The organism is Tsuneonella troitsensis, from assembly GCF_001441535.1.
GTDB lineage: Bacteria > Pseudomonadota > Alphaproteobacteria > Sphingomonadales > Sphingomonadaceae > Tsuneonella > Tsuneonella troitsensis.
Window position 1 is genome coordinate 500968 of record NZ_LMAU01000002.1, and the last position, 23517, is coordinate 524484.

Consider the following 23517-nt stretch of genomic DNA (forward strand, 5'->3'; position numbering starts at 1 on the left):
CGGTGCCGATGAACAGGTACCGCGCGGCGCCGGGCCGTGCGTCCCGTGGCTTGCGGTCAATGTCACGCAAGGGCACAAGCCGCCTCAATGCTTCGCCTGCTTGCGCTCCTGTTCGCCCTCGTCGCCCTCACCGTCCCGTCGCCCGCCCGGCCGGATGCGGCAGACATCGCGGCGGCCGCGCGCGGCGTGGTGCGGGTCGTGATCATGGGTACCGACGGTGAGCGGGTATTTCCGGTCAGCCACGGCACCGGGTTTGCCATTTCCTCTACCCGCATCGTCACCAACGCGCACGTGATCCGCGAGGCGATGCAGGACGATACCCTGCGGATCGCGATCGTGCCGCCCGATGGCGACGGAGCGGATTACGGCAGGATCGTATCGGTCTCGGCCGGGAAGGATCTTGCGATCATCGAACTCACCGGATCGCTCCGGTTGCCTGCATTGACGGTTGCCGGCACCGGTGCGGCGGACGGGGAAGAGGTTTCGGCGGTCGGCTATCCCATGAATGTCGACCGGGCGCAGGGCCTCGACCTGTCGGACCTGTTCCGTCCGCAGCCCGCGGTGAAGAGCCGCGGGTTCGTTTCGGGCACCCGCCCCAGCCGGGACTTTGACACCGTGCTCCACACCGCGCCGATCGCACGGGGCAACTCCGGTGGGCCGTTGCTCGACGGGTGTGGCCGGATCATAGGCGTAAACAGCTTTGGAACCACCTCCGACGACGGTTCGGACGCCGAGTTTTCGTTTGCGATATCGAACCGGGAACTGATTCCTTTCCTCAAGCAGGCCGGCATCGAGCCTGCGGTAAATGCGATGCCGTGTCGATCGATGGCCCAACTCGACGCTGCAGAGCGCGAAAGGCTGGAGACGGAGCAGGCGGCCGCGCGCGCCAGAATGGCCCAGCGAGCCGAAGGAGACCGCGAACGGCGCGATCGCGCACAGCTCGAAGCGCAGCTTTCGGTCATGGAGGATCGCGAGAACGCGATGGCATTGGCCGGTCTCCTCCTGCTGCTGTCTGCTAGCGCAGGATCTGCGGCCTGGAATTTCCGAAACGAGGAAGACGGCGGCAAGAAACTGCGCATCGCGGGGGCAGTCGCCGCCGTTGCGGTGGTCGCTGCTCTCGCGGTTTGGTTCACTCGGCCTGGGATCGACGCGATCGATCGGCGGGTGGCCGAAGCGATGACAGAAGGCGAAACTGGCGACGCAGGCACCGGAACGACCATTAACGCCCAGGCAGCCAACCTGACGTGCACCATTCAGCCGGACCGCAGCCGGATCGTCGGCCAACCGCCGGAAGACCTCGATTTCGACTGGCGACCCGAAGGCTGCGTCAATGGACGGACCCAGTATGGCTTTGCCGAGGGTCGCTGGACTCGGCTGTTCGTGCCGAACGACGAGGACACCGTTTCGGTCAACAGCTTCGACCCGGACACGCGCGTCTTCCGCACCGACCGCTACCCACTGTCGCAAACTGCGATGGCAAAGGCTCGCGAAGCTCGCGCCGCGTTTACCGCGCCGGCGTGCGGGGTAGAGAACGCCGCACGCCAGCTCGGCGAGATGCAGACCGGCGTGGTGGCACTCTTGCCTGAGCAACCCAATGAACGGCTGGTCTATACCTGCGGTCCGAAGGGAAGTTAGGCCGCCAGAGCATCGCCGCTGAGCGTGATGCGATGCATCTCGCGCGCGTAGCCGTGATAATCGTTCATCGCGTTGTGCCACGTCGTCCGATTGTCCCAGATCGCGACCGTGCCCGGTCGCCAGACCACCTTGCACTGGTTATCGGCGGTGAGCGCGGCATCCAGAAGGCGCTGCAGCAGGGGCAGGCTTTCCTCGCGCGTCTTGCCGACGAAGTGGATGGTGAAGCTGCCGTTGACGTAAAGCAGCTTTCGCCCGGTCTGCGGGTGACGGATCACCACCGGATGGAACGCGCCTGTCTTCACGTCATGTCCGCGCAGGTCCTTGCCGATATCGGTATGCGCGTAAATTCCATCGGCCTTGTACACGTGGTCCGCGGTGTGGAACGCCTGAAGCCCCTCTATCTCGGCCTTGAGATCGTCGGACAAAGAATCATAGGCCGCGCCCATGTGGGCAAAATGGGTATCGCCGCCTGAAGGGGGAAGCGTGCGCGCAACAAGGATCGAACCCATCGCCGGAACCTGATCGTACGAATGATCCGTGTGCCAGGCACCCCCGATGTTCGTCTGCTGATCCGCCGCCTTCCGAACGATCGCAATCTGCGGATATTCGTCCTGCAACGGAAAGTAATTGTTGATATCGATCCCGCCCCACCGCTCGGCCAGCGCGATATGCTCCTCGGGGCTGAGCGACTGGTCGCGCAGGACCACGACACCGCGATCATAGACGAGTTGCTTCAGCGCATACAGGTCTTCGCCATTGATAGTGGCCAGATCCACTCCGCGCACTTCGGCACCGACCTTGTCGGCCATCGGCTGCCAATCCATCGCCATTCTCCCGTTCAATGCCGGGGCAATTTACCGCACCTCATCAACGCCGCAATGCCCGAGTGCCCGACTCCGGTTGCATAGTCGCAAACCCGGTGATAGGGGCGCGCCAGCCTTGCCCGGGCACCCTTGCGATTGTCCACTTCGCGGCGCGGCAGAAAACCGATTTTTCCGGATCCAGAAGGACCATCGCGCGTGGATATTTCCGCCGGCATTCAGGCTAGCCTAGCAGGGCGTTACGCCTCCGCCCTGTTCGAACTCGCCAGCGAGGCGGGCGTTGTCACGGCGGTCGAATCGGATCTCGAGACGCTTGCCGCGGCCCTGGCCGAATCGCAGGACATGCGCGAGTTGACCACGAACCCTCAAATCGGCCGCACCGCGCAAGGTTCGGCAATGGCCGCGGTGGCCGCCAAGCTCGGCCTGTCGGATCTCACCAAGAAATTTCTCGGCACGCTTGCCGCCAACGGTCGCCTTTCGAAGCTGGGCGACATCGTCCGCGCGTTCCGCACGATCGCCGCACACCAGCGCGGCGAGGTCACGGCCGAAGTTACCAGCGCCCACGCGCTGACCGACGCCCAGATCGACCAGCTCAAGACCCGCCTGACCGCGCGCGAAGGCCGCACGGTGAAGCTTTCCACCAAGGTGGACCCGGACCTGCTCGGCGGGCTCGTGGTTACCATCGGCTCCAAGCGGATCGACGGTTCGATCCGCACTCGTCTCAACTCACTTGCTCAGGCCATGAAGGCCTAAGGTCGCCCACGACCGTCCGAAGAAGGTATCGAAGTCATGGAAATTCGCGCCGCAGAAATCTCCAAGGTCATCAAAGACCAGATCGCCAACTTCGGCACCGAGGCGGAAGTCTCGGAAGTCGGTTCGGTGCTCTCGGTCGGTGACGGCATCGCCCGCATCCACGGTCTGGACAAGGTCCAGGCCGGAGAGATGGTCGAATTCGCCAACGGCGTTCAGGGCATGGCGCTGAACCTCGAGGCCGACAACGTCGGCGTGGTGATCTTCGGCTCGGACTCCGAGATCAAGGAGGGCGACAGCGTCAAGCGCACCGGCACCATCGTGGACGTGCCGGTCGGCAAGGGTCTGCTCGGCCGCGTCGTCGACGCGCTCGGCAACCCGATCGACGGCAAGGGTCCGATCGTTGCCGAGAAGCGCATGCGCGTCGAGAAGAAGGCCCCTGGCATCATCCCGCGCCAGTCGGTGAGCGAACCGGTGCAGACCGGCCTCAAGGCGATCGACGCGCTCGTTCCCGTCGGCCGCGGCCAGCGCGAGCTGATCATCGGCGACCGCCAGACCGGCAAGAGTGCCGTCGCGATCGATACCTTCATCAACCAGAAGGGCGCCAACGCCGGCACCGACGAGAGCAAGAAGCTCTATTGCATCTATGTTGCCGTCGGCCAGAAGCGTTCGACCGTCGCCCAGTTGGTCAAGACGCTCGAAGAGAACGGCGCGATGGAATACTCCATCATCGTAGCCGCCACCGCTTCGGAGCCTGCTCCGCTGCAGTATCTCGCGCCCTACACTGGCTGCGCGATGGGTGAATACTTCCGCGACAACGGCATGCACGCCGTGATCGTTTACGACGACCTTTCCAAGCAGGCCGTGGCCTATCGCCAGATGTCGCTGCTGCTCCGCCGTCCGCCGGGCCGTGAAGCCTATCCGGGCGACGTGTTCTATCTCCACAGCCGCCTGCTCGAGCGTGCGGCCAAGATGTCCGACGCCAACGGAGGCGGCTCGCTGACCGCTCTGCCGATCATCGAGACGCAGGCGGGCGACGTTTCGGCCTATATTCCGACCAACGTGATCTCGATCACCGACGGCCAGATCTTCCTTGAAACCACGCTGTTCTTCCAGGGCATCCGCCCGGCGATCAACGTCGGCCTGTCCGTCAGCCGCGTCGGCGGCGCCGCGCAGACCAAGGCGATGAAGAAGGTGTCCGGCTCGATCAAGCTGGAGCTGGCGCAGTACCGCGAAATGGCGGCGTTCGCGCAGTTTGGTTCCGACCTCGATGCGTCGACCCAGAAGCTCCTCAACCGCGGTGCGCGCCTGACCGAGTTGCTCAAGCAGCCGCAGTTCCAGCCGATACCGTTCGAAGAGCAGACCGTGTCGATCTTCGCCGGCACCAACGGCTACCTCGACAGCGTTCCGGTCGACAAGGTCACCGACTACGAGGCGAAGATGCTGGGCTTCATGCGTAGCGAACACGCCGACGTGCTGACGATGATCCGCGACAGCCGCGACTTCGGCGACGACGCCAAGAAGGCGACCGTTGCCGCGCTCGACGCTTTCGCCAAGCAGTACGCCTGAACCCGAGAAGTCTAGTTAGGGAGCCGAAATGGCCTCGCTCAAGGAACTCAAGGGTCGGATCAACTCGGTCAAGTCGACCCAGAAGATCACCAAGGCCAAACAGATGGTCGCGGCCGCTAAGCTGCGTAAGGCGCAGGCGGCTGCCGAGGCCGCACGCCCCTATGCCCAGCGTCTGGGCGAAGTCATGGCTTCGCTCGCCAGCAAGGTGACCGGCGACAGCGCGCCCAGGCTGCTGACCGGCACGGGCAAGGACCAGCGGCACCTGCTCGTCGTCGCCAACAGCGACAAGGGCCTTGCCGGCGCGTTCAACTCGAACATCGTCCGGGCGGCGCTCGCGAAGGCGAACGAGCTGAAGGCGCAAGGCAAGGACGTCGATTTCTACCTCATCGGGCGGAAGGGCCGCGCGCCGATCCGACGCCAGCACCCGAAGAACATCGCCCATATGTTCGACACGACCGAAGTGCGCGAACCCGGCTATGCCGAGGCCGAGCGCATCGTCGCCGAGCTGATGGAGATGTATGAGGCGGGCAAGTTCGACGTGGCGCACCTGTTTTTCTCGAAGTTCAAGAGCGCGCTTACGCAGGAGCCGACCCGGCTTCAGATCATTCCGGTCCCGGCGCCGGAGGTTGTGACCACGAGCCAGGCCGCCGTCGAATACGAACCGGATGAGGAAGACATCCTTGCCGAGCTTCTGCCCCGCTATCTCAAGACCCAGATCTTCGGCGCACTGCTGGAGAACCAGGCTTCTGAACAGGGCGCATCGATGACCGCGATGGACAACGCCACACGCAACGCAGGCGAGCTGATCCAGAAGCTGACCATCCAGTACAATCGCAGCCGCCAGGCCGCGATCACCACCGAACTCATCGAAATCATCGCTGGCGCGGAAGCGCTGTAAGCCAAGGGTCCGATTACCGTGAAGAAGATCGCTTTCATCCTGCCTCTCCTGGCTCTCGCCGCTTGCGGTCAGGAAGCTGCCCCGGCACCGGAGCCGACTGCCACGGTGGCGGCCGCTCCGGCAGCACCGACGCTCGAAGCGCCGACTGAGCAGGTTTTTGCGGCTACCTTCGCCAAGACCTGCCCGGCAGCAGAAAAGGTTTCGACTTCAGTCTGCAAGCGCGCGGGCATGGGTTCGACCGATGCCATCTGCGACTTCGGCATCGGCGAGGACGAAAATCTGCGCCACAAGGCGACATTGACTGCGGTAGACGGCGCATGGACGCTCGCCGATGCCGAAGCCGTCTGCGCCGAGCACAATTCCCACCACGTAGCTTCCTGAGCCAGTAGGAAACCAGATCATGGCCACCGCCCCCGTTCTCAACAAGACCACCACCGGAACCATCAGCCAGGTCATCGGCGCCGTCGTCGACGTCGCCTTCGAAGGTGAGCTGCCGGCGATCCTGACCGCGCTGGAAACAGACAACAACGGCAATAAGCTCGTGCTCGAGGTTGCCCAGCACCTCGGCGAGAGCACTGTCCGCACGATCGCGATGGACGCGACCGAAGGCCTGACCCGCGGTCAGCCGGTAACCAACACCGGCGCGCAGATCTCTGTGCCTGTCGGCCCTGCGACTCTCGGCCGCATTCTCAACGTCATCGGCGAGCCGATCGACGAGCGTGGCCCCGTCAATGCCACCCAGCGCGCGCCGATCCATGCCGAAGCCCCGCTGTTTATCGACCAGTCGACCGACGCATCGATCCTGGTGACGGGCATCAAGGTCATCGACCTCCTCGCGCCGTATGCCAAGGGTGGCAAGATCGGCCTGTTCGGCGGCGCCGGCGTCGGCAAGACCGTGCTGATCCAGGAACTGATCAACAACATCGCCAAGGGCCACGGCGGCGTGTCCGTGTTCGCCGGCGTGGGTGAACGCACCCGCGAAGGAAACGATCTCTACCACGAATTCCTCGACGCGGGCGTCATTGCCAAGGACGCCGAGGGCAATGCCACTTCGGAAGGTTCCAAGGTGGCGCTCGTGTTCGGCCAGATGAACGAGCCCCCGGGTGCCCGCGCCCGCGTTGCGCTTTCGGGTCTGACGATGGCCGAATACTTCCGCGACCAGGAAGGTCAGGACGTGCTGTTCTTCGTCGACAACATCTTCCGCTTCACGCAGGCGGGTTCGGAAGTGTCGGCGCTGCTCGGCCGTATTCCTTCGGCCGTGGGCTATCAGCCGACCCTGTCGACCGACATGGGCAACCTGCAGGAACGCATTACCTCGACCACCAAGGGTTCGATCACTTCGGTGCAGGCAATCTACGTCCCCGCGGACGACCTTACCGACCCGGCCCCGGCCACTTCGTTCGCCCACTTGGACGCAACGACCACGCTGAGCCGCGCGATCTCCGAGTTGGGCATCTACCCGGCGGTCGATCCGCTGGACTCGACCTCGCGCGTGCTCGAACCGCGCGTCGTGGGCGAGGAGCACTACCAGACCGCACGCCGCGTCCAAGAAGTGCTGCAGAAGTACAAGTCGCTGCAGGACATCATCGCCATTCTCGGCATGGACGAGCTCTCGGAAGAGGATAAGCTCACCGTCCAGCGCGCCCGCAAGATTCAGCGCTTCCTCTCGCAGCCGTTCCACGTCGCCGAGGTGTTCACCAACATCCCGGGCAAGTTCGTGCAGATCGAGGACACGGTGAAGTCGTTCAAGGCCGTCGTCGATGGCGAATACGACCACCTTCCCGAAGCAGCGTTCTACATGGTCGGCGGCATCGAAGAAGCAGTCGCCAAGGCCAAAAAGATGGCCGAGGAAGCCTGAGACCATGGCCCTGCACTTCGAACTCGTCACGCCGGCCAAGCTGGTGCGGTCGGAAGACGTCTACATGGTCGTCGTACCCGGCACCGAGGGCGACTTCGGAGTGCTGGAGGGTCACGCCCCTTTCATGAGCACGGTCCGCGACGGCGCCATCCAAATCTTCCGCACTGAAGGCGCCGCTCCGGAGAACATCGAGGTACGCGGCGGCTTCGCGGAAGTCAGCGAAGCCGGGCTGACAGTGCTGGCCGAGCGCGTCGAGGCCTGAGTTTTTCGTGGCGGACGAACATTTGGTCCGTCCGCCACAGCCTACTGCCGATCGAGAGACCAATGATCGGCGCGTGTTACTCGCGTCGCTGGCCCTGCTCGTTCTGGCTCCGGTTCTTGGCGGTTTGCTGACGTTTGAACGCATCTATTCGTTCACGTCGATCCGCTACTTCGCACTGCCCGTCCTCGCGGCCGAGATCCTATTTCTGGCGGTGGCATTCCAGGCCGGTCATAGCCCCGCCAGGGCATTCGCTCGACTTTCGGTAGCGCACAAGTCTGCCTGGGCCGTGTGGTTCCTCTCCGCATTGGCAGCAGGCATCTGGGTGGCCCCGGTGCCCAGCTATGCTTTGTTGCATCTCATGATCACGGTAGCCCATGCGTTGGTGGCGTTGGCGATCTGGGACACGCTGAAGAACACCACCGGCAAAAACGACAACGACCTCGTCCTGGCGATGATCTGCGGCATCGCACTGTTTGCTGTGGCGACGTGGGCCGTACTTTTCGCATTTCGCAACGATCCCGATTTCGATTGGCTTCGCGTCGGCTTCGGGGTCAGCCATGTCCGGCACCTGTCGTATTTCGGCGTGCTCGCGGCTGGCGCCGGCTTCGGGTTTGCCGCTTACCGACAGCAAGGGGTGGTCTGGTTCGTCGCCATGGCTGGTATCGCAGTCGGTTCTGCGCTGAGTCTCTGGAGCGGCAGCCGTGCGGGCGTGATCGCCACCTTGGTAAGCGCCGTCGTCGCTCTCGCGCTGGCCGAAGGAGGGCAAAGAATTCGGGCTTTCATCCGCATGGCGACAGGTTTCCTCGCAGGCGTACTCCTGTCGCTGATCTGGATCCCACCACATTCGATGTGGGGAATCCCTCGCATTCTCGGGGTCGTACAGAAGGGTGGCGCGACCATCGGCGAAGTAGCATCCAATCGCGACTTGCTGTGGCTGGAAGCCATCCGGTTATTCCGCGACCAGCCCCTTATAGGATACGGTGAAGGTCAGTTCCGCTTTCTCAATCGTGCGGGCTGGCCGGCCAATCATCCGCATGACGTTGTTCTGCAGTTCCTCGTCCAGTGGGGACTGGTCGGGACACTTGCGATGATCGTCGTCGCCTGGCACGCCATCCCCCACTCGATCCGACGCTGGCAAAAGCCGCTTCCTCGATCGCTTCCGGCACTGTGCGCATTGGTTGCGGTCGGCGCGGAAGGAATTGTCGACGGCCCCCTGTTCTATGCCTATCCCACATTGGCCGTGGGCATACTGCTGGTCGTCCTGGGCAACAGCGATGCAGGACCGCGACCAAAGGCTCCCGGCGTAAGGCCATGAATATGGGCTGCATGCGAACCACCCTCATCATACGTGCGGTGTTCTTCGCAGCCGCTGCATTCGCGCTGGTCATGGCGCTGCTTCCCAAGCCTCCTCAGGTTCCGCTCCAACCGGGCGACAAGGTGATGCACATGCTTGCCTTCGCCACGCTGGGCGTGCTGGCGGCGGCCGGATGGCGCGATCGTTCGATCGCGTATCTGTTCATCGGGCTGGCCGGTTTCGGGGCGTTCATCGAGATCGCACAGGCCATTCCCGCGCTTGGTCGCGACGCACAATGGAGCGACTGGTTTGCCGACATGGGGGCAGCGATTCTCGCTCTCGGCGCAACCCGGATGATACTTCCAAGGCTCTGAAAACTCATCTCATCGTGCCCAAAGCACGGTCCGGATGGACAACCCAAAAGTAACCATGTCGGGCAAGTCGGAATTAACCGTTGACGGTGAGATTCGCTTCAGACGGGGGGCGTCTAGGAGTGAATTTGCAATGGCCTACCCACATGACAGCACAGTGTCCGAAGCGATCAAGCGTGCTGGCCTGCCCAAGTCGCACAGGGTCCACTGGTCGGACCAACGCAAGGCCGACGTGGTCCGCGCCGTGCGCGACAAGCTGATCACGTTCGACGAGGCGCGCTGGCGATACCTTCTCAGCCGCAGCGAATTTCGCACGTGGGAAGAAAAGGTCGACCAGCAACAATCGAAGGAACTGGCCTAGTTCCTGGTCCGGGTGGGTGCGTGAAAGTCGGGCGGCTTTCCCGCTACCCAGGAAACGAATTTCGCCAGCGCCGCGTTCTCGAGCAGCACGGTACGGTCTCCGCCAATGCGTGACAGCTCGGCGTTGGTGAAGTTCGCATGGATCGCGCGGTGGCAGATCGGGTGGACGGGTACCGTATCGCGCCCCTTCTTGGCCTTGGGTACCGTATGATGCTGCTGGACCCGCAATCCCAATGGTCTATCGCATAGCCAGCAGGTCGCACGGTCCGCAGTCAGCCCTGCGTCTCCCGACCCTTTTTTTCTGCCGCCTTCTTTTTCTTCATGGCGTCGTGGAAGCGGTCGGCCCAGCCCGGCTTCACCAGCTGTTCGGCCCGGACCATGCGCAGTTCGCCTTCATCCACGTCGCGGCTGACGGCACTGCCAGCCGCCACGATAGCGTCGGCCCCGATCCGCAACGGAGCGATCAGGGCGCTGTTAGAGCCGATGAATGCCCGCTCGCCAATCACCGTCTTGTACTTGAAATATCCGTCGTAGTTGCAGGTGATCGTGCCCGCTCCGATGTTCGCGCCCGCGCCTACTTCGGCGTCGCCGAGGTAGGACAGATGGTTCGCCTTGGCCCCCTCGCCCAAGACCGCCTGCTTGATCTCAACGAAGTTGCCCACCTTGGCGCCGGCCTTCATCACGGCGCCGGGACGCAGGCGCGCGAACGGCCCGACCTCGCAGCCCTCGCCAACGGTGGCGCCCTCAAGATGAGAAAATGCCCTGATCCGCGCGCCATCGGCGATCTTCACGCTCGGTCCGAAGACGACGTTTTGCTCGATAGTCACATCGCGCCCGATTTCGGTGTCGTAACTGAAGAAAACCGTATCGGGCGCTCGAAGCGAAGCGCCTCCGGCCATCGCTTCCTCGCGCTTGAACGCCTGCCACTGCGCTTCGGCGGCGGCGAGTTCGCCCCGCGAATTAATACCGGCGACTTCGCCTGGACCGGTTTCCACGACGATCACCTTGGCACCTTCGCCGATGGCGTTGGTCGCCACGTCGGGCAGGTAATATTCGCCCGCTGCGTTGTCGTTTCCGACCGCTTCAAGCAGCCGCCAGATGTCGCGGCTATGGGCAACGATGACGCCCGAATTGCAGAGATTGACCGCGCGCTCGTCGTCGCTGGCGTCCTTGTGCTCCACCATCTTGCGCACCGTTCCGTCGGGATCGGCGATGATCCTTCCGTAAGCCAGGGTATCGTCCGGTCGGAAACCCAGCACCGCTACGCCAGCGCCCGCTTCGAGCGCGTCGATCATGCGTGTTATGGTTGCCGCCTTGAGCATCGGACAATCTCCGAAGCATACGAGGACATGGCCGTCGAATGTCGCAAGCAAAGGCTTGGCCATCAACGCGGCGTGCGCAGTTCCGAGTTGCGGCTCCTGCCGCGCGATCTCGATACCGCGCCCCGCCAAGGCACCTTCGAGTTGCTCGAAGCGGTCGCCGGCGACGACGACCGTTCGCTCGGGCCGAAGCGCGGCAAAGCTGTCGAGCAGATGATCCAGCATCGGCCGCCCTGCGATGGGATGGAGGACCTTGTGCAGGTCCGACTTCATGCGAGTGCCCTTGCCCGCGGCAAGGATGACGGCGGCGAATGCGCGTTGTGTGCTCATGACCGCGCCATGCCACCGATTGCTTGCGGTTGAAAGAATCCCCGCTACCCCTTCGACGATGACCGATTTCCCATTCGATATCGTGGCTTTCGACCTCGACGGCACCCTGCTGGAGACCCACCGTGATCTTGGTACCGCGGTCAACCATGCCCTGACGCTGGGCGGTTTCGCCGCGGTCCCGATCGAGAGCGCCACCGACCTGATCGGTGGCGGGGCGAAGATCATGCTGCGCCGGGCGATCGACGCGCAGGGCGGCTGTGAGGATGGCCGCTTCCGCGAACTCTACAAGGCAATGCTCGGCTATTACGGCGCACACTATGCCGACCACACCCAGCCCTTCCCGGGCGCGATCGAGATGCTCGACGAACTGGCAGCTCGCCAGGTGCGACTTGCGGTCGTCACGAACAAGTTCGAGGAATTCGCGGGCGGAGTCCTGCGAGCCCTGGAGCTCTACGATCGCTTCGATTGCGTCATCGGTGGCGACAGCTTGGGCAAGGGCAAGTCGAAGCCAGCGCCCGATCCGATCTGGGCCGCGCGGGATCGGTGCGGCGGAGGACGGACCGCTTTCGTCGGTGACAGCACCTACGATATTAAGGCGGGGAAGGCGGCAGGCGTGCCAACGGTTGCTGTTACCTTCGGCTATCACGATTTGCACCCGCACAATATGGGCGCCGATGCCGTGATCGATTCGCTCGGCGAACTGGTCGGCGTGCTCCAGACGCTCTAACGTTACGGCATCACATCCCGTCGCGCCCCCTGTTGCATCGCAGACCGGATGATGCCAACGCCGCAGCACACTTTACGGGCGCGTAAACCAGCGTCAGGCAGCAGAAGGATTTCGCCATGACCATTTCGTTCAAGGACAAGGTCGCCATCGTCACCGGCGCCGGCGGGGGTCTGGGTCGCGAATATGCGCTCGAATTGGCGCGCCGCGGCGCCAAGGTGGTGGTCAACGACCTGGGCGGATCGCGCGACGGAACCGGCCATTCGGACATGGCCCTTCAGGTGGTCGAAGAAATCGAGCGTGCCGGCGGCGAAGCGGTGAGCAACGGCGGATCGGTCACCGATTACGAGCAGATGGAAAAGATGGTCGCTGACGCCAAGCAGAAGTGGGGCGGCGTCCACGTCCTCATCAACAACGCGGGCGTGCTGCGCGACAAGACCTTTGCAAAGATGACGCCCGAGGATTTCGAGTTCGTTCTGAAGGTGCATCTCACCGGATCGGCGTTCGTGACCAAGGCGTGCTGGGAAACCATGCGCGAGCAAGCGTATGGCCGCATCCTGATGACTGCATCGTCGACCGGGCTGTTCGGCAACTTCGGGCAAGCCAATTACGGTGCCGCCAAGCTCGGCCTCGCCGGTCTGACGAAGACGCTGCAGCTCGAAGGCGGCAAGTACAACATCAAGGTGAACACGCTTTCTCCGGTAGCCGGCACCCGGATGACCGAGGACCTTTTCCCCGAGCAGGCCTTCAAGCTGTTCGCGCCGGAGAACGTGGTTCCGGCAGCGCTCTACCTCGTCAGCGAGGATGCGCCCACGAACGCGATCGTCGGCGCGGGCGGCGGCGGCTACCACTCCGCTTGGGTGATGATGAACGACGCGGTCTGGCTTCCCGAGGCTGAGCGAACCGTGGAAGGTTTCGCCGCGCATTGGGCGGAGATTTCCGCGCAGAATAACCTGGTCGCCCCCAATTCGGGCGCCGAGCAGTCCGGTGCGATCCTGAAAGCCATGCAAAAGGTCATGGGCGACGCAGCGCCGCAGTCCACTCGCGGCTAGGTTTCAGACGGCCTTTACGAGACGACGCTCGACCGGGGCCAGGACCCCGGCGAGTTCGTGGCCGCGTTTGAGCACCTGACCGTGCTCGCCGAACAGGGTCCACATCCCTTGGCGGCCGCGCAGGGCCGGCCGCTTTTCGATGCGCGCCTGCGGGCGCTCGGCAGCTCGGCGAAAAGCGGCGAACACCGCGAAATCCCTGGTGAAGTCCATCGCGTAGTCCCGCCATTCGCCCGCCGCGACCATCCGACCGTAAAGATCGAGGATCCGCGACAGCTCCTGACGCTCGAAACCGACCTGATTAGGAATGCGTCCGGGAAACGGAACGATCGAGCCTCCGCCCGCCTGGCCAAGGCTCATGTGGCGGTCAACCGCGCTTTGCCGTGCGGTTGCGAGCGACCGGAGCGGAGGCACCTATCGCAGACTTCAGCCCGGCGATCTCGGCGCGAAGCGCGGCGAGTTCGGTCTCAAGCTTTTCCACGCAGTCCCGGCTGGGTGCACACGGATCGTCGCACGGCGTCCCGTAGGGGATGAATTCCTTCATCCACTCTTCAGCGGGTACGAGTGTCGACCGAGCCTTGAGGCCGATCATCGTCGCGCCTTCGGGCACATCGTCGGTGACGACCGCGTTTGCACCGATGCGTGCCCGATCGCCGACCATGATGGGGCCGATCACCTGCGCGCCCGAACCGATGATCACATTATCGCCGATCGTGGGATGACGCTTGCCGCCCACCCCATTGGTCGGATTAGTCCCTCCCAGCGTCACGCACTGGTAGATCGTCACGTTGTTGCCGATGACGGCAGTCTCGCCGATCACGGTGAAGCCATGATCGATGAAGAAATTCTCCCCGATCTCGGCGCCCGGATGAATGTCGATCGCGGTAAGGAAACGGCTGAAATGGTTCACGAAACGGGCAAGGAAATACAGCTTCGCCTCATAAAGCCAATGCGCCACCCGATGCAGGCCCAGTGCCAGCACGCCCGGGTACAGCAGGATTTCCCAGCGGGAATGCGGCGCCGGATCGCGGGCGCGAACCGAGTCGAGATATGAGGTCAGTTTCTCGAACATCTTTCGCGAATCTCCCACCGATCGCGCATCAAAGCAAGCGGGGCTGCTCCGCCCCCTGCACCGATTCGAGCGCGTCCCGCCAGACCGACTGGGTAGCCGGCACCTTGCGTTCGAGGCTCAGCCGGTCGATCGCGTCGACGACCGCCTCGACCCCGGCGAAACTGCGCTCCAAGCGCGGCACGAGATAGGTAAGCGCCCCCTCGCCCAGCGCAAGACCGCGTGCTTGTGCATGGGATTCGATCAGCGCCGCGATCATATCGTCGTCTGGCACGCCGATCTCCACGTGCAGCGCCGCTCCGAGCCGGCTGCGCAGGTCGGGAAGGCCGACATTCCAAGGGTCGCGGTCGGTCACTAAGAGAAGTGCGCTGCTGCCTTCCTGCGCTCGGTTCCAGCGATGAAACAACTCCGCTTCGTCCACTACATCGGCGCCGTCGATCGCCTCGAGATTGCCGTGTTGCGCTTCCGCCCACCGGGAAAGCAGTGACTTTCCGCTTCTTGCCGGTCCCGCGAGGATGGCCGTGCCATATGGCCAATTACCGGGATCGGACAGGGCATCGATCGCGGCGCGATTGGCGTTGCCGACGACGATGCGCACCGGGTCGTCCGCGCGGCGCACGGTAAGCGGCAGCGCGATCTGTCCCATCAGCGGCTGATCGAGATCGAGTTGCCCGACTGACGAACGGTGAATCCCCGCGCACGCAATCCTGCCGCAAGCTCTTCGGCGGTTCCACCATAGACGACGCTCATCAGCGATGTGCCGCCGATCGCCGTGCTCGTCGCAGCAGCACCCCGTACGCCGGGAACGCCGCGGACGCCGGCAAGAGAAGCGTCGAAAGCGCCGGCATTGGGCGTATCGAACTGGATGATGTAGCTGCCCATCGTTGTCTGACCGGCGGCCCCGCTCGACGGCGGGGGCGGCGCCACGGCCGTCCCGGCTTGCGCGTTTGCCGCTTCGGCAGCCCTCGCCGCCCTTGCCTGGGCGTCGGCGGCGCGGGCAATGTCGATAAGGCGCTGAATGGCCGGGTCGATCTGCAGTCCGCCAAGGTTGAGCGAGGCGTCGGGCCTCAGCTGGCCGCTCGCAAGCGCCGACTCGAATATCGAATTGAAGCGGAGGACCGCCTTGTCGAGCATCGCGGGAAGCGATGCCTGATTCGGAGCGGTCATGGTGAATGTTTCCATCAATTCATTATCGGGGCCATAGCGAGCGGTGAATTGCCCGCGCACCGGCCCACCTGGGTACTGGTGCTTGAGGTCGGCGATGGCGAACAGCACGTCGGACGCGCCGAACTGGTCGAGGACGTTGCGCCACCAGGTCCGGCTGCGCCGTCCAGCCTGCCCGTAAGTCAGTAAGAGCGAGTCCCCGCCGGCACCGGTCGGTCGCACGTAATCGATGCGGCTCGCGCCGGGCTGATATTCGGCCCAGGCCCGTTGCCAGGGATTCCGCATTTCATAGACCGTCTGTGTGCCGCCGCTGAACGTAATCGGCACCAGCAATAGCGGCGCGGAACTCTGCACGTCGCCTCCGCGGCCGAGAATGCCACCAGCCCGCGCACGGTCGAACACGACACCCAGCGTGGCGATGTAGCGATTGGGGCCAAGCTGCTCACGCTCGATGACAACGGAAGAAACCAGCGAATATAGCTGACCATCGGGTATCGCCGGTCCGCCGATTTTCTTCCATGCGAGTTTCATCGCCTCGCGCCAGCCTTCATCACGCGCTTCCTCGGCAGACTTTGCGGTGACATCCACCTCGACACCGCTCACGGTAATGTCGCCCGACGCTGCCACCGGCGCGATGCCGCGATCGCCACCGATCTGGGCGACGAGCGCACGTCCTCCCAACATCAGCAAAACGGCCGCGCAAAGCACGGCAACGAAGAGGATTGCGGCGCGGCGCGGGTCGCGCGGGAGTGATCGGGAAGGTACCATAGGGGAAAACTGGCGGCCTTTTGCCCAAACGGGCATGGAAATCCAAGCGCGAATGCGTCAGGGCGAGTGGATGGCATCGAACGGTCCGCCCCCACGCTCCTACACCTACGAATCGGCCGGAGTGTCGATCGACGCAGGCAACGCTCTCGTCCGTGCGATCGGCCCTCTGGCAAAATCGACCGCACGCCCCGGCGCGACCAGCGAACTGGGCGGATTCGGTGGATTCTTCGATCCGAAGGCTGCTGGCTATACCGACCCGCTACTGGTCGCGGCCAACGACGGGGTGGGTACGAAGCTCAAGCTTGCGATCGAACACGATCGGCATGACACCGTCGGCATCGATCTGGTGGCAATGTGCGTCAACGACCTGATCGTCCAGGGTGCCGAGCCGCTGTTCTTCCTCGACTACTTCGCGACGGGCAAGCTCGAGAACGGCGTGGCCGAGCGCGTGATCGCCGGCATTGCCGACGGCTGCAGGCAGGCTGGTTGTGCGCTGATTGGCGGCGAGACGGCCGAGATGCCGGGGATGTACGCCGCGGGCGATTACGACCTAGCCGGTTTCTGTGTCGGCGCGGTGGAGCGCGGCGAGCAGTTGACCGGCGACAAGGTTGCCCCCGGACACGTACTGATCGGGATCGCCAGTTCGGGCGTCCATTCGAACGGATTCTCGCTCGTGCGGAGGATGGCCGAAGACATGGGCTGGCGACTCGATCGCCCTGCTATGTTCGATCCCGAAATGCGCCTGATCGACGCCCTGATGGCGCCCACCAGGATTTATGTGAAAAGCCTTCTTCCGCTAGTCCGCAGTGGCAAGATCGACGCGCTCGCGCACATCACCGGCGGCGGACTGCTCGAGAACATTCCGCGTGTCCTGCCCGAAGGGGCCCATGCCGTGATCGACGCCGACGCGTGGGAACAGACACGTCTGATGGCCTTCCTCCAGGCGCAGGGCAACATCGAACCCGGCGAGATGGCGCGTACCTTCAACTGCGGGATCGGGATGGTTCTGGCGGTGACGCCCGAAATGGCGCGCGAGGTCGCTGCATATCTTGAGGCGAACGGAGAGACCGCCTGGCGCATTGGCGAGGTCATAGATGGACCGCGCGGCTGCACCGTTCGCGGGGCAGCGGAAACCTGGTCCGCCCGAGAACCGTGGGAAGCCGGGCATCTTGCCTGACACGGGGCAGGCGAGAGCGAAGGTGGCTGTGCTCGTGTCCGGAGCTGGCACCAACATGGCGGCCTTGCTTTACGCAAGTCGGCTTCCGGGAGCGGCTTACGAAATCGTCCTTGTCGCCAGCAACAACCCCGATGCTGCCGCACTGAAGCTGGCAGAAGCGGAAGGGCTTGCCACTTTCGCGCTCGATCACAGGGGGATGGACCGCGCTGCGCACGACGCGGCGATGGACACCGCCATCCGCCAAGCCGGCGCGGATTACATCGCCCTGGCCGGATACATGCGGGTGCTGGGTCCGGACATGGTCGATCGGTGGGAAGGTAGGATCCTCAACATCCATCCTTCGCTTCTTCCGAAATATCGCGGTCTGCACACGCACCGCGCGGCGCTGGAAGCTGGCGATACAGTGGCAGGTTGCAGCGTCCACCTGGTGACTCGCGATCTCGACGCTGGCGACGTCCTTGCGCAGGCAACCGTCGCGATCCGCCCCGACGACACGGAGGCAAGTCTCGCGGACAGGGTGCGCATCGCGGAGCACCAGCTCTATTCGCGGGTGGTAAGCAAGTATGTCTCGCGTCCGAATGACCCTGCCTGGCTGCTCGAAAATATCCGCAGGCTGGCCCTGCAGCTGCCCGAAACGCATGAGCGCGAAAGTCACGGCTCACCCGGCTGGCGCGTGGGGAGCGAGAAATCGGGCAAGTTCTTCGCCTATTTCGCCGACCAGCACCACGGTACGCCGCACATATCGCTGCTGGTGAAGACCGGCAGCATGGACGAGTTGGAAGGACTGATCGAGACTCAGCCGCACGCCTACCATAAGCCGGCCTATTACGGAGCCAGCGGCTGGGTCGGCTTGATACTCAACCGCCCCGGTCTGGACTGGGACGGCGTCGCCGAATGGTTGCAGCGCAGCTGGCGTTCGGTTGCGCCCAAGGGCGTCACCCGGTTGCTAGACGTGGCTGACGAATTCTGATGGCACCTCCACGCCCGCACCCGCTGGCCGTGGCACCGGCGGCGCTATCTGCAGACCGTGCGATCGCCGCCATGTGGAAAAGGGGCATCACCCGCAAGCCGCCGCTCGATCCCGATCACCTCTGGGAGATTGGCGCACGCGGTTTCGATGCGGCGGACGAAAGCGGTGGGAGAAGCCCCGAAGACGTCGCGGATTTTCGCTTGCGGCTCTCTCGACTTTGCGCGTCGCTGAGGGAAGAGGCCGAACTCAATGCGCTGGGGCATACGATGGCCTATGGCCAGCTGACTGGTGCTATTCGCAAACGTCACGCCCTGGGCCGATTGTGGCGCCACCGTCCCGAAATCCTCGAGACGCCGATCGCGCCACCGATCGTGGTGGCGGGCCAAATGCGCAGCGGTACTACGCGGATTCACCGCCTTCTGGCGGCCGACCCGGCCCACACCGGCACCCGGTTCTGCAACAGTTTCGACCCGGTGCCCGAGCGGCCCGATTTCAGGCCGGCAAAGGCAGCATTCGCTCTCGCTGTCGCACGGCGGATCAATCCCTGGCTCGATACGCTGCATCCGTTCGGTGCGACACGCTCCGACGAGGAGATCGGTTGGCTTTCGGCGGCGCTCAATCCCTGTGCATTCGAAGCGCAGTGGCACATTCCGTCCTACGTGGCTTTTAGCGAAGCGCGAGATTCCGCACCCATTTACAATGAGTTCGCGCGCATTCTGCGCACGGACTGCGTGGCAATGGGCAACGCGTCGCGGCCGCGGGTCCTCAAGTGCCCACAGTTCGCGGAAGACCTCCCCGCGTTGCTCGCTGCCCTGCCTTCCGCACGGGTGGTCATCACCAAGAGAGAAACCGAAGCGGTGCTGGACAGCACCGTATCGATGGTCGCCAGCCAGTCCGCCTTTCAATCGGACATTCGAAACCTCGACGCGATCCTCACCGAATGGCGCCGCAAGCTAACGCTTCGCGAGCGACGGACAGCCGAGGGTTTGCATGCGCACGACGGGCCTGTGGCAACGATACAATACGCAGCGATAAATGCAGACTGGCGCGCGGCCATCGCGTCAGCATATTCCGACCTCGGCATCGAGCTAAACGGGCAAGCCATCGCAGCGATGGAACGCGAGCAGGCGGCTGCCGAGAAATCGCCCCATCACCACCATGCGGGCACATTGCACCAGTTTGCCCGCGCGCGGACCTAGCGCCTACCGACCCCCGGAATGACCGATCCAACGCGCGTCCGGTAATTGATGTAACGCTCTCCGAAATGATCGACGAGGTCGCGTTCTTCATGCGCGATGCCGATGAAGATATATATCGTCATGCCCAGCGCGAGCAGGAGATGACTATACGTCATGTCCGGCGTTGCCCAAAAAGCGATCAGGAAACCCGTATAGATCGGATGCCTGATCCAGCGATAGAAGAACGGAGTGCGAAACTCCTGCGGTGGAGGCTCAACGCCCCGGGTGTGACGCCAGGCTTGGGCGATCCCGAACAATTCGAAATGACTGATCAGCCAGGTGGCGATGAACAGGATCGTCCAGCCCATCAAAAAGACCCCCCAGATTGCGATCCGGATCGGTTCGGAGGATATTGACCAGACCGTGCCCTCGATCGGGTGCCAGAAGGCGAACAAGGCGACGAGACACAACGCAGCGGCGAGACAATAGACCGAACGCTCGATGGCTGGTGGAACGATGCGGGCCTAGGCCGCCTTGAAGCCCGGTCGGGCCATCACGGAGTGCTGCAAGCCAAAGAGGGCGATCAGTGCAATGTCGATAATTGCGGCAGTCAACGGTGTGGCGGGCAGCCCCTTGTCGACATTTGTCGGCAACCAGTCGATTCCGGCGGTGAACCCGACCAAGTAGACGAAGGATCCGAAAAACGCGGCGTAGCAAACCAATGCGATCGGTATGGCAAGGATTCGACTCATCTTCTTTCTCCCCAGAGAAAGATGCACACGACCCTGCAGCCACATTCGTATCACCAATCGCACCAAGCGGCAAAAGCGCCTGACAATCAGGGTGTGCCAGGCCTCTTCGGCGCGCGATGGGACATATCGATCGCCTTGTCGGGCGCGAGTGCGCGACTAAGCGCGGGAGGAGAGCCGTCGGCCCAAGATTGCCATTCGCCGATCTGCATTCCTTCGCAGCGGGCACGCCAGACCGCGCGGCGGCGGCCGATCGCCGGATTGTCGCTGCTGACCCAGCCACGCATGAGAACATATGGATCGCTGAAGCTGCTGGACTCCACCTCGATATGGAACCCAGGGTCTGCGGCGAACAATGCGCGGCAGCCGGCGATGACAAGCTCCCTGCCCGTCACACCCTCGCGCCAACTATCGATATAGGTGAAATCGTCGGTCACGAGCGCGCCCATCGCATGGGCATCGTGCGCGTTGATCGCCGCCACGAAGCGCGCGGCCAGAGCCTTGCATTTCCGACCACGATTCCATAGCATCCCGGCGCGCTACCACGCACCCGGATCACCCGGCTATCACATTTGTTAAAGCGAGCCGGAGGCGGGATCAGCCGCCTCCATTGCTTAGTCAGCCGACGATTTCTTCGGGCTTGAAGAAATAATCGATCTCGATCTTGGCATTCTCTTCCGAGTCCGAACCATGGACCGAGTTGGCCTCGATACCCTCGGCAAAGGTCTTGCGGATTGTGCCCTCGGCCGCGTCGCTCGGGTTGGTCGCACCCATGATGTCGCGATTACGCTTCACCGCGTCCTCGCCCTCGAGCACCTGCACCACGACCGGGCCGCTGGTCATGAAATCGCACAGTTCGCCGAAGAAGGGACGCTCCTTGTGGACGGCGTAGAAGCCTTCGGCCTGATCGCGGGTCATATGAATACGCTTCGACGCGACGACGCGCAGGCCTGCGTCTTCCAGCATCTTGGTGACCGCGCCGGTCAGGTTGCGGCGGGTGGCGTCGGGCTTGATGATCGAAAAGGTGCGGGTGACCGCCATGGGGATTTCCTTGCAGGCAATTGTGTCGGGGATTTGCGCGCGCCCCTAGCGATGCGGCGCGCCGTGCGCAAGCGTCAGGCCTTCTTCACCCACTTGCCGTCTTCCTGCGCAAAGTAGCTGCGCGTCACGTCATCGCGACCGTCGAACTCTCGCCAGACGGCTCGCGCAGGCACTACCCCGGCCTCTCCGAACAGCAGGAAAGTGCGCTCGAACGATTCGCCTTCGTCGCGCCATACGCCGTCCGCGAAGACCGCGACTTTTGCGCCGTTGACCGGATCGCAATTTGCCGAGAGCAGGATCGGCTGGCGCGCTGCATGCGGCGCATCGGCCTCGCCGTTGGCCATGAATGCCGTTGGCTTTGATTCCCACAGAGCCTGGGAAATTGCCGTGCGGCGGTCGTCGTCGCCATCCAAAATCAGCAATCGATCGCCGCCGTCGCGTACGCGGCCCGCGATCAGAGCCACGATGCGCGCAACCGAACCTTCAGAATATTGCCAGAAGTCTACCTTCACGCAGCAGCGCCCCGCGATCGGCACCGATCGGAGCAGTATTTCACGCTGTCCCAGTCGCGCTCCCACTTCTTGCGCCAGGCGAATAGCAATCCGCATGCGACGCAGACCTTGCTGGGCAGGTCCGATTTGCGCCGCATGCGTGGCATGTTGGAACTCAGCCTTCCAGCGCGTCGCGCACGTAGCGGTCGATCAGGCGGACGCCGTAGCCGGTCGCGCCCTTGCCCCATGTCGCTCCTGGCTTGGCCGCCCAGACCATTCCCGCGATGTCGCAGTGCGCCCACGGGCGTCCCTTATCGATGAACCGCTGGAGGAATTGCGCCGCCGTGATCGAGCCGCCTTCGCGCGGGCCGATGTTCTGCATGTCCGCGATCGGTGAATCGATCAATTTGTCGTAGGCGGGGCCGAGCGGCATCCGCCACAGCTTGTCTCCGCTCGACGTTCCGGCTTTCGCCAAGGCATCGGCAAGATCGTTGTCGTTGGCGAACATGCCGCCGTATTCGAAGCCGAGGCTGATGATCATCGCACCGGTCAAGGTTGCCAGATCGACGATCGCGACCGGATCGTGCTCCTTCTGCACCCAGGTCAGAGCATCGCACAGGACCAGGCGGCCTTCCGCGTCCGTGTTCAGTACCTCGACGGTCTGACCGCTCATCGTCGTCACCACGTCGCCGGGGCGCATCGCCTTGCCGTCCGGCATGTTCTCGACCAGGCCCATGACGCCGATGACGTTGGCTTTCGCCTTCCGCTTGGCGAGTGCCAGCATCGCGCCGGCGACGGCCCCGGCCCCGCCCATGTCCCACTTCATGTCGCCCATGCCGGGTCCCGGCTTGATGCTGATACCGCCGGTATCGAACGTGACACCCTTCCCGACGAAAGCCATCGGACGGCCGCCGGGTTCGCCCCCGTTCCACTTTACGGCAAGCAGGCGCGAAGGCTGCTCCGAACCTTGCCCCACGCCCAGAAGAGCCCCCATGCCGAGCTTCGTCATTTCCTCGACGCCGAGGACGGTGATTTCAAGGCCGGTGCCTTCATAGCGCTCGCGGCAACGGGCCACGAAACTTTCGGGGTAGATGATGTTCGCTGGCTCCGCGACGAGTTCGCGCGTGAACTCGATACCCTCGGCCACGGCCTCGGCATCCCGCCACGCCGCTTCGACGCCGGCGGAACCGCCGATGCCCACGGCCTTTTTGAGAGTGACCTTCTGCTCGTCCTTCATCCGGGTGCGATAGCGATCGTGGCGCCAGGTACGCAGGCGAAGTCCCATCAGGACCGCAGCGGCTTCCTCGTCGGTCAAACCTTCCAGCTCGACCGCGATCGTGTCCGACCCGGAGCACGCAAACTTGGCGGCGAGCGCCCCGCCGGCCTTTTCCAAATTGGCGAGACGGCCCTCGTCGCCCTTGTCGCCGGCGCCCGCGATCGCGACGCGGACGATTTCGCCGTTGCGTCCGGCGAACCCGTCGAACACCTGCCCCGCCTTGCCCGTGAACCGTGCGGTGCGCGCACCGTGCGCCAGCGTCGCTTCAAGGTCCGCCGGTAGGCTGTCCTGATTGACGACTCGAGCGACGATCTGAGTCCCGGCAGGCACGGTCGCGGCGAATTGAATCTGCATGTTAGCTCCGAATATTGGCGTGCCCGGGCATGGAAAAACA

At 63.7% G+C, this 23517-nt stretch carries 29 protein-coding genes; 15 read left to right on the plus strand and 14 right to left on the minus strand.

Annotation, left to right across the window (positions count from 1 at the left end):
• Nucleotides 1-87: 87 nt before the first annotated feature.
• Nucleotides 88-1635 (plus strand): S1 family peptidase, encoded by a 1548-nt coding sequence (locus AR323_RS06025; RefSeq protein WP_057883033.1) that lies wholly within the window; start codon nucleotides 88-90, stop codon nucleotides 1633-1635.
• On the opposite strand, the gene AR323_RS06030 is transcribed toward AR323_RS06025, so the two are convergent.
• Complete coding sequence (locus AR323_RS06030; RefSeq protein ID WP_057883200.1) at nucleotides 1632-2459, minus strand: TauD/TfdA dioxygenase family protein; 828 nt, start codon at nucleotides 2457-2459, stop codon at nucleotides 1632-1634. The genes AR323_RS06025 and AR323_RS06030 overlap by 4 nt on opposite strands.
• Nucleotides 2460-2654: 195 nt before the next feature.
• Here AR323_RS06030 and AR323_RS06035 point away from each other — a divergent pair, with 195 nt between their 5' ends.
• The 9 genes from AR323_RS06035 to AR323_RS06075 all read left to right on the plus strand — a co-directional run bounded on the left by AR323_RS06035 (nucleotide 2655) and on the right by AR323_RS06075 (nucleotide 9819).
• The gene (locus AR323_RS06035; protein ID WP_057883034.1) at nucleotides 2655-3209 is read left to right on the plus strand and encodes a F0F1 ATP synthase subunit delta; all 555 of its coding nucleotides are present in this window, start codon (nucleotides 2655-2657) and stop codon (nucleotides 3207-3209) included.
• A 36-nt stretch (nucleotides 3210-3245) separates the two neighbouring features.
• Entirely contained in the window at nucleotides 3246-4775 is a 1530-nt protein-coding gene (gene atpA / locus AR323_RS06040) for a F0F1 ATP synthase subunit alpha (RefSeq protein WP_057883035.1), read from the plus strand.
• A gap of 28 nt (nucleotides 4776-4803) precedes the next feature.
• The gene (locus AR323_RS06045) at nucleotides 4804-5673 is read left to right on the plus strand and encodes a F0F1 ATP synthase subunit gamma (RefSeq protein WP_057883036.1); all 870 of its coding nucleotides are present in this window, start codon (nucleotides 4804-4806) and stop codon (nucleotides 5671-5673) included.
• 18 nt (nucleotides 5674-5691) lie between these two features.
• Entirely contained in the window at nucleotides 5692-6054 is a 363-nt protein-coding gene (locus AR323_RS06050; RefSeq protein WP_235510469.1) for a hypothetical protein, read from the plus strand.
• 19 nt (nucleotides 6055-6073) lie between these two features.
• Nucleotides 6074-7531 (plus strand): F0F1 ATP synthase subunit beta, encoded by a 1458-nt coding sequence (gene atpD / locus AR323_RS06055; protein ID WP_057883038.1) that lies wholly within the window; start codon nucleotides 6074-6076, stop codon nucleotides 7529-7531.
• 4 nt (nucleotides 7532-7535) lie between these two features.
• Nucleotides 7536-7793 (plus strand): ATP synthase F1 subunit epsilon, encoded by a 258-nt coding sequence (locus AR323_RS06060; protein WP_057883039.1) that lies wholly within the window; start codon nucleotides 7536-7538, stop codon nucleotides 7791-7793.
• 73 nt (nucleotides 7794-7866) lie between these two features.
• Nucleotides 7867-9108 carry an O-antigen ligase family protein gene (locus AR323_RS06065; protein WP_152980303.1) on the plus strand — a complete coding sequence of 414 codons (1242 nt, stop codon included), beginning with the start codon at nucleotides 7867-7869 and terminating at the stop codon, nucleotides 9106-9108.
• Between the two features lie 11 nt (nucleotides 9109-9119).
• Complete coding sequence (locus AR323_RS06070) at nucleotides 9120-9461, plus strand: VanZ family protein (protein WP_057883201.1); 342 nt, start codon at nucleotides 9120-9122, stop codon at nucleotides 9459-9461.
• 130 nt (nucleotides 9462-9591) lie between these two features.
• Entirely contained in the window at nucleotides 9592-9819 is a 228-nt protein-coding gene (locus AR323_RS06075; protein WP_057883041.1) for a DUF1153 domain-containing protein, read from the plus strand.
• On the opposite strand, the gene AR323_RS06080 is transcribed toward AR323_RS06075, so the two are convergent.
• Together AR323_RS06080 and glmU are read right to left on the minus strand one after the other, a co-directional pair.
• On the minus strand, nucleotides 9816-10052 hold the full coding sequence (locus AR323_RS06080; RefSeq protein ID WP_321164532.1) for a hypothetical protein: 237 nt from the start codon (nucleotides 10050-10052) through the stop codon (nucleotides 9816-9818). The two genes, AR323_RS06075 and AR323_RS06080, sit on opposite strands and share 4 nt — an antisense overlap.
• A gap of 38 nt (nucleotides 10053-10090) precedes the next feature.
• On the minus strand, nucleotides 10091-11467 hold the full coding sequence (glmU, locus tag AR323_RS06085; protein WP_057883043.1) for a bifunctional UDP-N-acetylglucosamine diphosphorylase/glucosamine-1-phosphate N-acetyltransferase GlmU: 1377 nt from the start codon (nucleotides 11465-11467) through the stop codon (nucleotides 10091-10093).
• 58 nt (nucleotides 11468-11525) lie between these two features.
• On the opposite strand from glmU, the gene AR323_RS06090 reads away from it, so the two are divergent.
• Both AR323_RS06090 and AR323_RS06095 read left to right on the plus strand, forming a co-directional pair.
• Nucleotides 11526-12194, plus strand: a complete 669-nt coding sequence (locus AR323_RS06090; RefSeq protein WP_057883044.1) for an HAD-IA family hydrolase — start codon at nucleotides 11526-11528, stop codon at nucleotides 12192-12194.
• A gap of 116 nt (nucleotides 12195-12310) precedes the next feature.
• Entirely contained in the window at nucleotides 12311-13243 is a 933-nt protein-coding gene (locus AR323_RS06095) for an SDR family NAD(P)-dependent oxidoreductase (protein WP_057883045.1), read from the plus strand.
• Nucleotides 13244-13246: 3 nt separating this feature from the next.
• Here the strand turns inward: AR323_RS06095 and AR323_RS06100 are convergent, their stop codons facing one another.
• Genes AR323_RS06100 through AR323_RS06115 form a run of 4 tightly spaced genes read right to left on the minus strand, consistent with a single transcriptional unit; the run spans nucleotide 13247 to nucleotide 16157 of the window.
• Nucleotides 13247-13600: a DUF2794 domain-containing protein gene (locus AR323_RS06100; RefSeq protein WP_057883046.1), complete on the minus strand. Its 354-nt coding sequence runs from the start codon at nucleotides 13598-13600 to the stop codon at nucleotides 13247-13249.
• A 7-nt stretch (nucleotides 13601-13607) separates the two neighbouring features.
• On the minus strand, nucleotides 13608-14312 hold the full coding sequence (epsC, locus tag AR323_RS06105; protein WP_057883047.1) for a serine O-acetyltransferase EpsC: 705 nt from the start codon (nucleotides 14310-14312) through the stop codon (nucleotides 13608-13610).
• A gap of 28 nt (nucleotides 14313-14340) precedes the next feature.
• Nucleotides 14341-14955, minus strand: a complete 615-nt coding sequence (locus tag AR323_RS06110; protein ID WP_057883048.1) for an HdaA/DnaA family protein — start codon at nucleotides 14953-14955, stop codon at nucleotides 14341-14343.
• Entirely contained in the window at nucleotides 14955-16157 is a 1203-nt protein-coding gene (locus AR323_RS06115) for a heavy-metal-associated domain-containing protein (protein WP_235510470.1), read from the minus strand. The genes AR323_RS06110 and AR323_RS06115 overlap by 1 nt, the downstream gene beginning before the upstream one ends.
• Before the next feature lie 154 nt (nucleotides 16158-16311).
• Here AR323_RS06115 and purM point away from each other — a divergent pair, with 154 nt between their 5' ends.
• From purM to AR323_RS06130, 3 genes are read left to right on the plus strand one after another with little or no spacing between them, the layout of a single operon-like run.
• On the plus strand, nucleotides 16312-17418 hold the full coding sequence (gene purM, locus AR323_RS06120; RefSeq protein WP_057883202.1) for a phosphoribosylformylglycinamidine cyclo-ligase: 1107 nt from the start codon (nucleotides 16312-16314) through the stop codon (nucleotides 17416-17418).
• 22 nt (nucleotides 17419-17440) lie between these two features.
• Nucleotides 17441-18388, plus strand: a complete 948-nt coding sequence (purN, locus tag AR323_RS06125; RefSeq protein ID WP_268810497.1) for a phosphoribosylglycinamide formyltransferase — start codon at nucleotides 17441-17443, stop codon at nucleotides 18386-18388.
• Nucleotides 18388-19587: a sulfotransferase gene (locus tag AR323_RS06130; RefSeq protein WP_057883050.1), complete on the plus strand. Its 1200-nt coding sequence runs from the start codon at nucleotides 18388-18390 to the stop codon at nucleotides 19585-19587. Before purN ends, AR323_RS06130 begins: the two co-directional genes overlap by 1 nt.
• Here AR323_RS06130 and AR323_RS06135 read toward each other — a convergent pair.
• From AR323_RS06135 to AR323_RS06160, 7 genes are all read right to left on the minus strand, one after another.
• Complete coding sequence (locus AR323_RS06135; protein WP_057883051.1) at nucleotides 19584-20036, minus strand: methyltransferase family protein; 453 nt, start codon at nucleotides 20034-20036, stop codon at nucleotides 19584-19586. The two genes, AR323_RS06130 and AR323_RS06135, sit on opposite strands and share 4 nt — an antisense overlap.
• A gap of 54 nt (nucleotides 20037-20090) precedes the next feature.
• Nucleotides 20091-20318 carry a hypothetical protein gene (locus AR323_RS06140; protein ID WP_152980305.1) on the minus strand — a complete coding sequence of 76 codons (228 nt, stop codon included), beginning with the start codon at nucleotides 20316-20318 and terminating at the stop codon, nucleotides 20091-20093.
• 86 nt (nucleotides 20319-20404) lie between these two features.
• Entirely contained in the window at nucleotides 20405-20845 is a 441-nt protein-coding gene (locus AR323_RS06145) for a nuclear transport factor 2 family protein (protein WP_057883053.1), read from the minus strand.
• A gap of 88 nt (nucleotides 20846-20933) precedes the next feature.
• Complete coding sequence (ndk, locus tag AR323_RS06150; protein ID WP_057883054.1) at nucleotides 20934-21356, minus strand: nucleoside-diphosphate kinase; 423 nt, start codon at nucleotides 21354-21356, stop codon at nucleotides 20934-20936.
• Between the two features lie 74 nt (nucleotides 21357-21430).
• Nucleotides 21431-21934 (minus strand): DNA polymerase III subunit chi, encoded by a 504-nt coding sequence (locus tag AR323_RS06155; RefSeq protein WP_407701070.1) that lies wholly within the window; start codon nucleotides 21932-21934, stop codon nucleotides 21431-21433.
• Nucleotides 21865-22014 (minus strand): DUF2256 domain-containing protein, encoded by a 150-nt coding sequence (locus AR323_RS14325; RefSeq protein WP_083495259.1) that lies wholly within the window; start codon nucleotides 22012-22014, stop codon nucleotides 21865-21867. Before AR323_RS14325 ends, AR323_RS06155 begins: the two co-directional genes overlap by 70 nt.
• An 8-nt stretch (nucleotides 22015-22022) precedes the next feature.
• Nucleotides 22023-23477, minus strand: a complete 1455-nt coding sequence (locus tag AR323_RS06160; RefSeq protein WP_057883055.1) for a leucyl aminopeptidase — start codon at nucleotides 23475-23477, stop codon at nucleotides 22023-22025.
• Between the last annotated feature and the right edge of the window lie 40 nt (nucleotides 23478-23517).

Excerpts from the sequence above, each read along its gene's own strand:
- AR323_RS06025 (WP_057883033.1), top strand. The coding sequence starts at position 88 with ATGCTTCGCCTGCTTGCGCTCCTGTTCGCCCTCGTCGCCCTCACCGTC.
- AR323_RS06030 (WP_057883200.1), bottom strand. The coding sequence starts at position 2,459 with ATGGATTGGCAGCCGATGGCCGACAAGGTCGGTGCCGAAGTGCGCGGA.
- atpA (WP_057883035.1), top strand. The coding sequence starts at position 3,246 with ATGGAAATTCGCGCCGCAGAAATCTCCAAGGTCATCAAAGACCAGATC.
- AR323_RS06045 (WP_057883036.1), top strand. The coding sequence starts at position 4,804 with ATGGCCTCGCTCAAGGAACTCAAGGGTCGGATCAACTCGGTCAAGTCG.
- atpD (WP_057883038.1), top strand. The coding sequence starts at position 6,074 with ATGGCCACCGCCCCCGTTCTCAACAAGACCACCACCGGAACCATCAGC.
- AR323_RS06060 (WP_057883039.1), top strand. The coding sequence starts at position 7,536 with ATGGCCCTGCACTTCGAACTCGTCACGCCGGCCAAGCTGGTGCGGTCG.
- AR323_RS06070 (WP_057883201.1), top strand. The coding sequence starts at position 9,120 with ATGCGAACCACCCTCATCATACGTGCGGTGTTCTTCGCAGCCGCTGCA.
- AR323_RS06075 (WP_057883041.1), top strand. The coding sequence starts at position 9,592 with ATGGCCTACCCACATGACAGCACAGTGTCCGAAGCGATCAAGCGTGCT.
- glmU (WP_057883043.1), bottom strand. The coding sequence starts at position 11,467 with ATGAGCACACAACGCGCATTCGCCGCCGTCATCCTTGCCGCGGGCAAG.
- AR323_RS06090 (WP_057883044.1), top strand. The coding sequence starts at position 11,526 with ATGACCGATTTCCCATTCGATATCGTGGCTTTCGACCTCGACGGCACC.
- AR323_RS06095 (WP_057883045.1), top strand. The coding sequence starts at position 12,311 with ATGACCATTTCGTTCAAGGACAAGGTCGCCATCGTCACCGGCGCCGGC.
- AR323_RS06100 (WP_057883046.1), bottom strand. The coding sequence starts at position 13,600 with ATGAGCCTTGGCCAGGCGGGCGGAGGCTCGATCGTTCCGTTTCCCGGA.
- epsC (WP_057883047.1), bottom strand. The coding sequence starts at position 14,312 with ATGTTCGAGAAACTGACCTCATATCTCGACTCGGTTCGCGCCCGCGAT.
- AR323_RS06110 (WP_057883048.1), bottom strand. The coding sequence starts at position 14,955 with ATGGGACAGATCGCGCTGCCGCTTACCGTGCGCCGCGCGGACGACCCG.
- AR323_RS06115 (WP_235510470.1), bottom strand. The coding sequence starts at position 16,157 with ATGTTGGGAGGACGTGCGCTCGTCGCCCAGATCGGTGGCGATCGCGGC.
- purM (WP_057883202.1), top strand. The coding sequence starts at position 16,312 with ATGGCATCGAACGGTCCGCCCCCACGCTCCTACACCTACGAATCGGCC.
- AR323_RS06130 (WP_057883050.1), top strand. The coding sequence starts at position 18,388 with ATGGCACCTCCACGCCCGCACCCGCTGGCCGTGGCACCGGCGGCGCTA.
- AR323_RS06140 (WP_152980305.1), bottom strand. The coding sequence starts at position 20,318 with ATGAGTCGAATCCTTGCCATACCGATCGCATTGGTTTGCTACGCCGCG.
- AR323_RS06145 (WP_057883053.1), bottom strand. The coding sequence starts at position 20,845 with ATGCTATGGAATCGTGGTCGGAAATGCAAGGCTCTGGCCGCGCGCTTC.
- ndk (WP_057883054.1), bottom strand. The coding sequence starts at position 21,356 with ATGGCGGTCACCCGCACCTTTTCGATCATCAAGCCCGACGCCACCCGC.
- AR323_RS14325 (WP_083495259.1), bottom strand. The coding sequence starts at position 22,014 with ATGCCACGCATGCGGCGCAAATCGGACCTGCCCAGCAAGGTCTGCGTC.
- AR323_RS06160 (WP_057883055.1), bottom strand. The coding sequence starts at position 23,477 with ATGCAGATTCAATTCGCCGCGACCGTGCCTGCCGGGACTCAGATCGTC.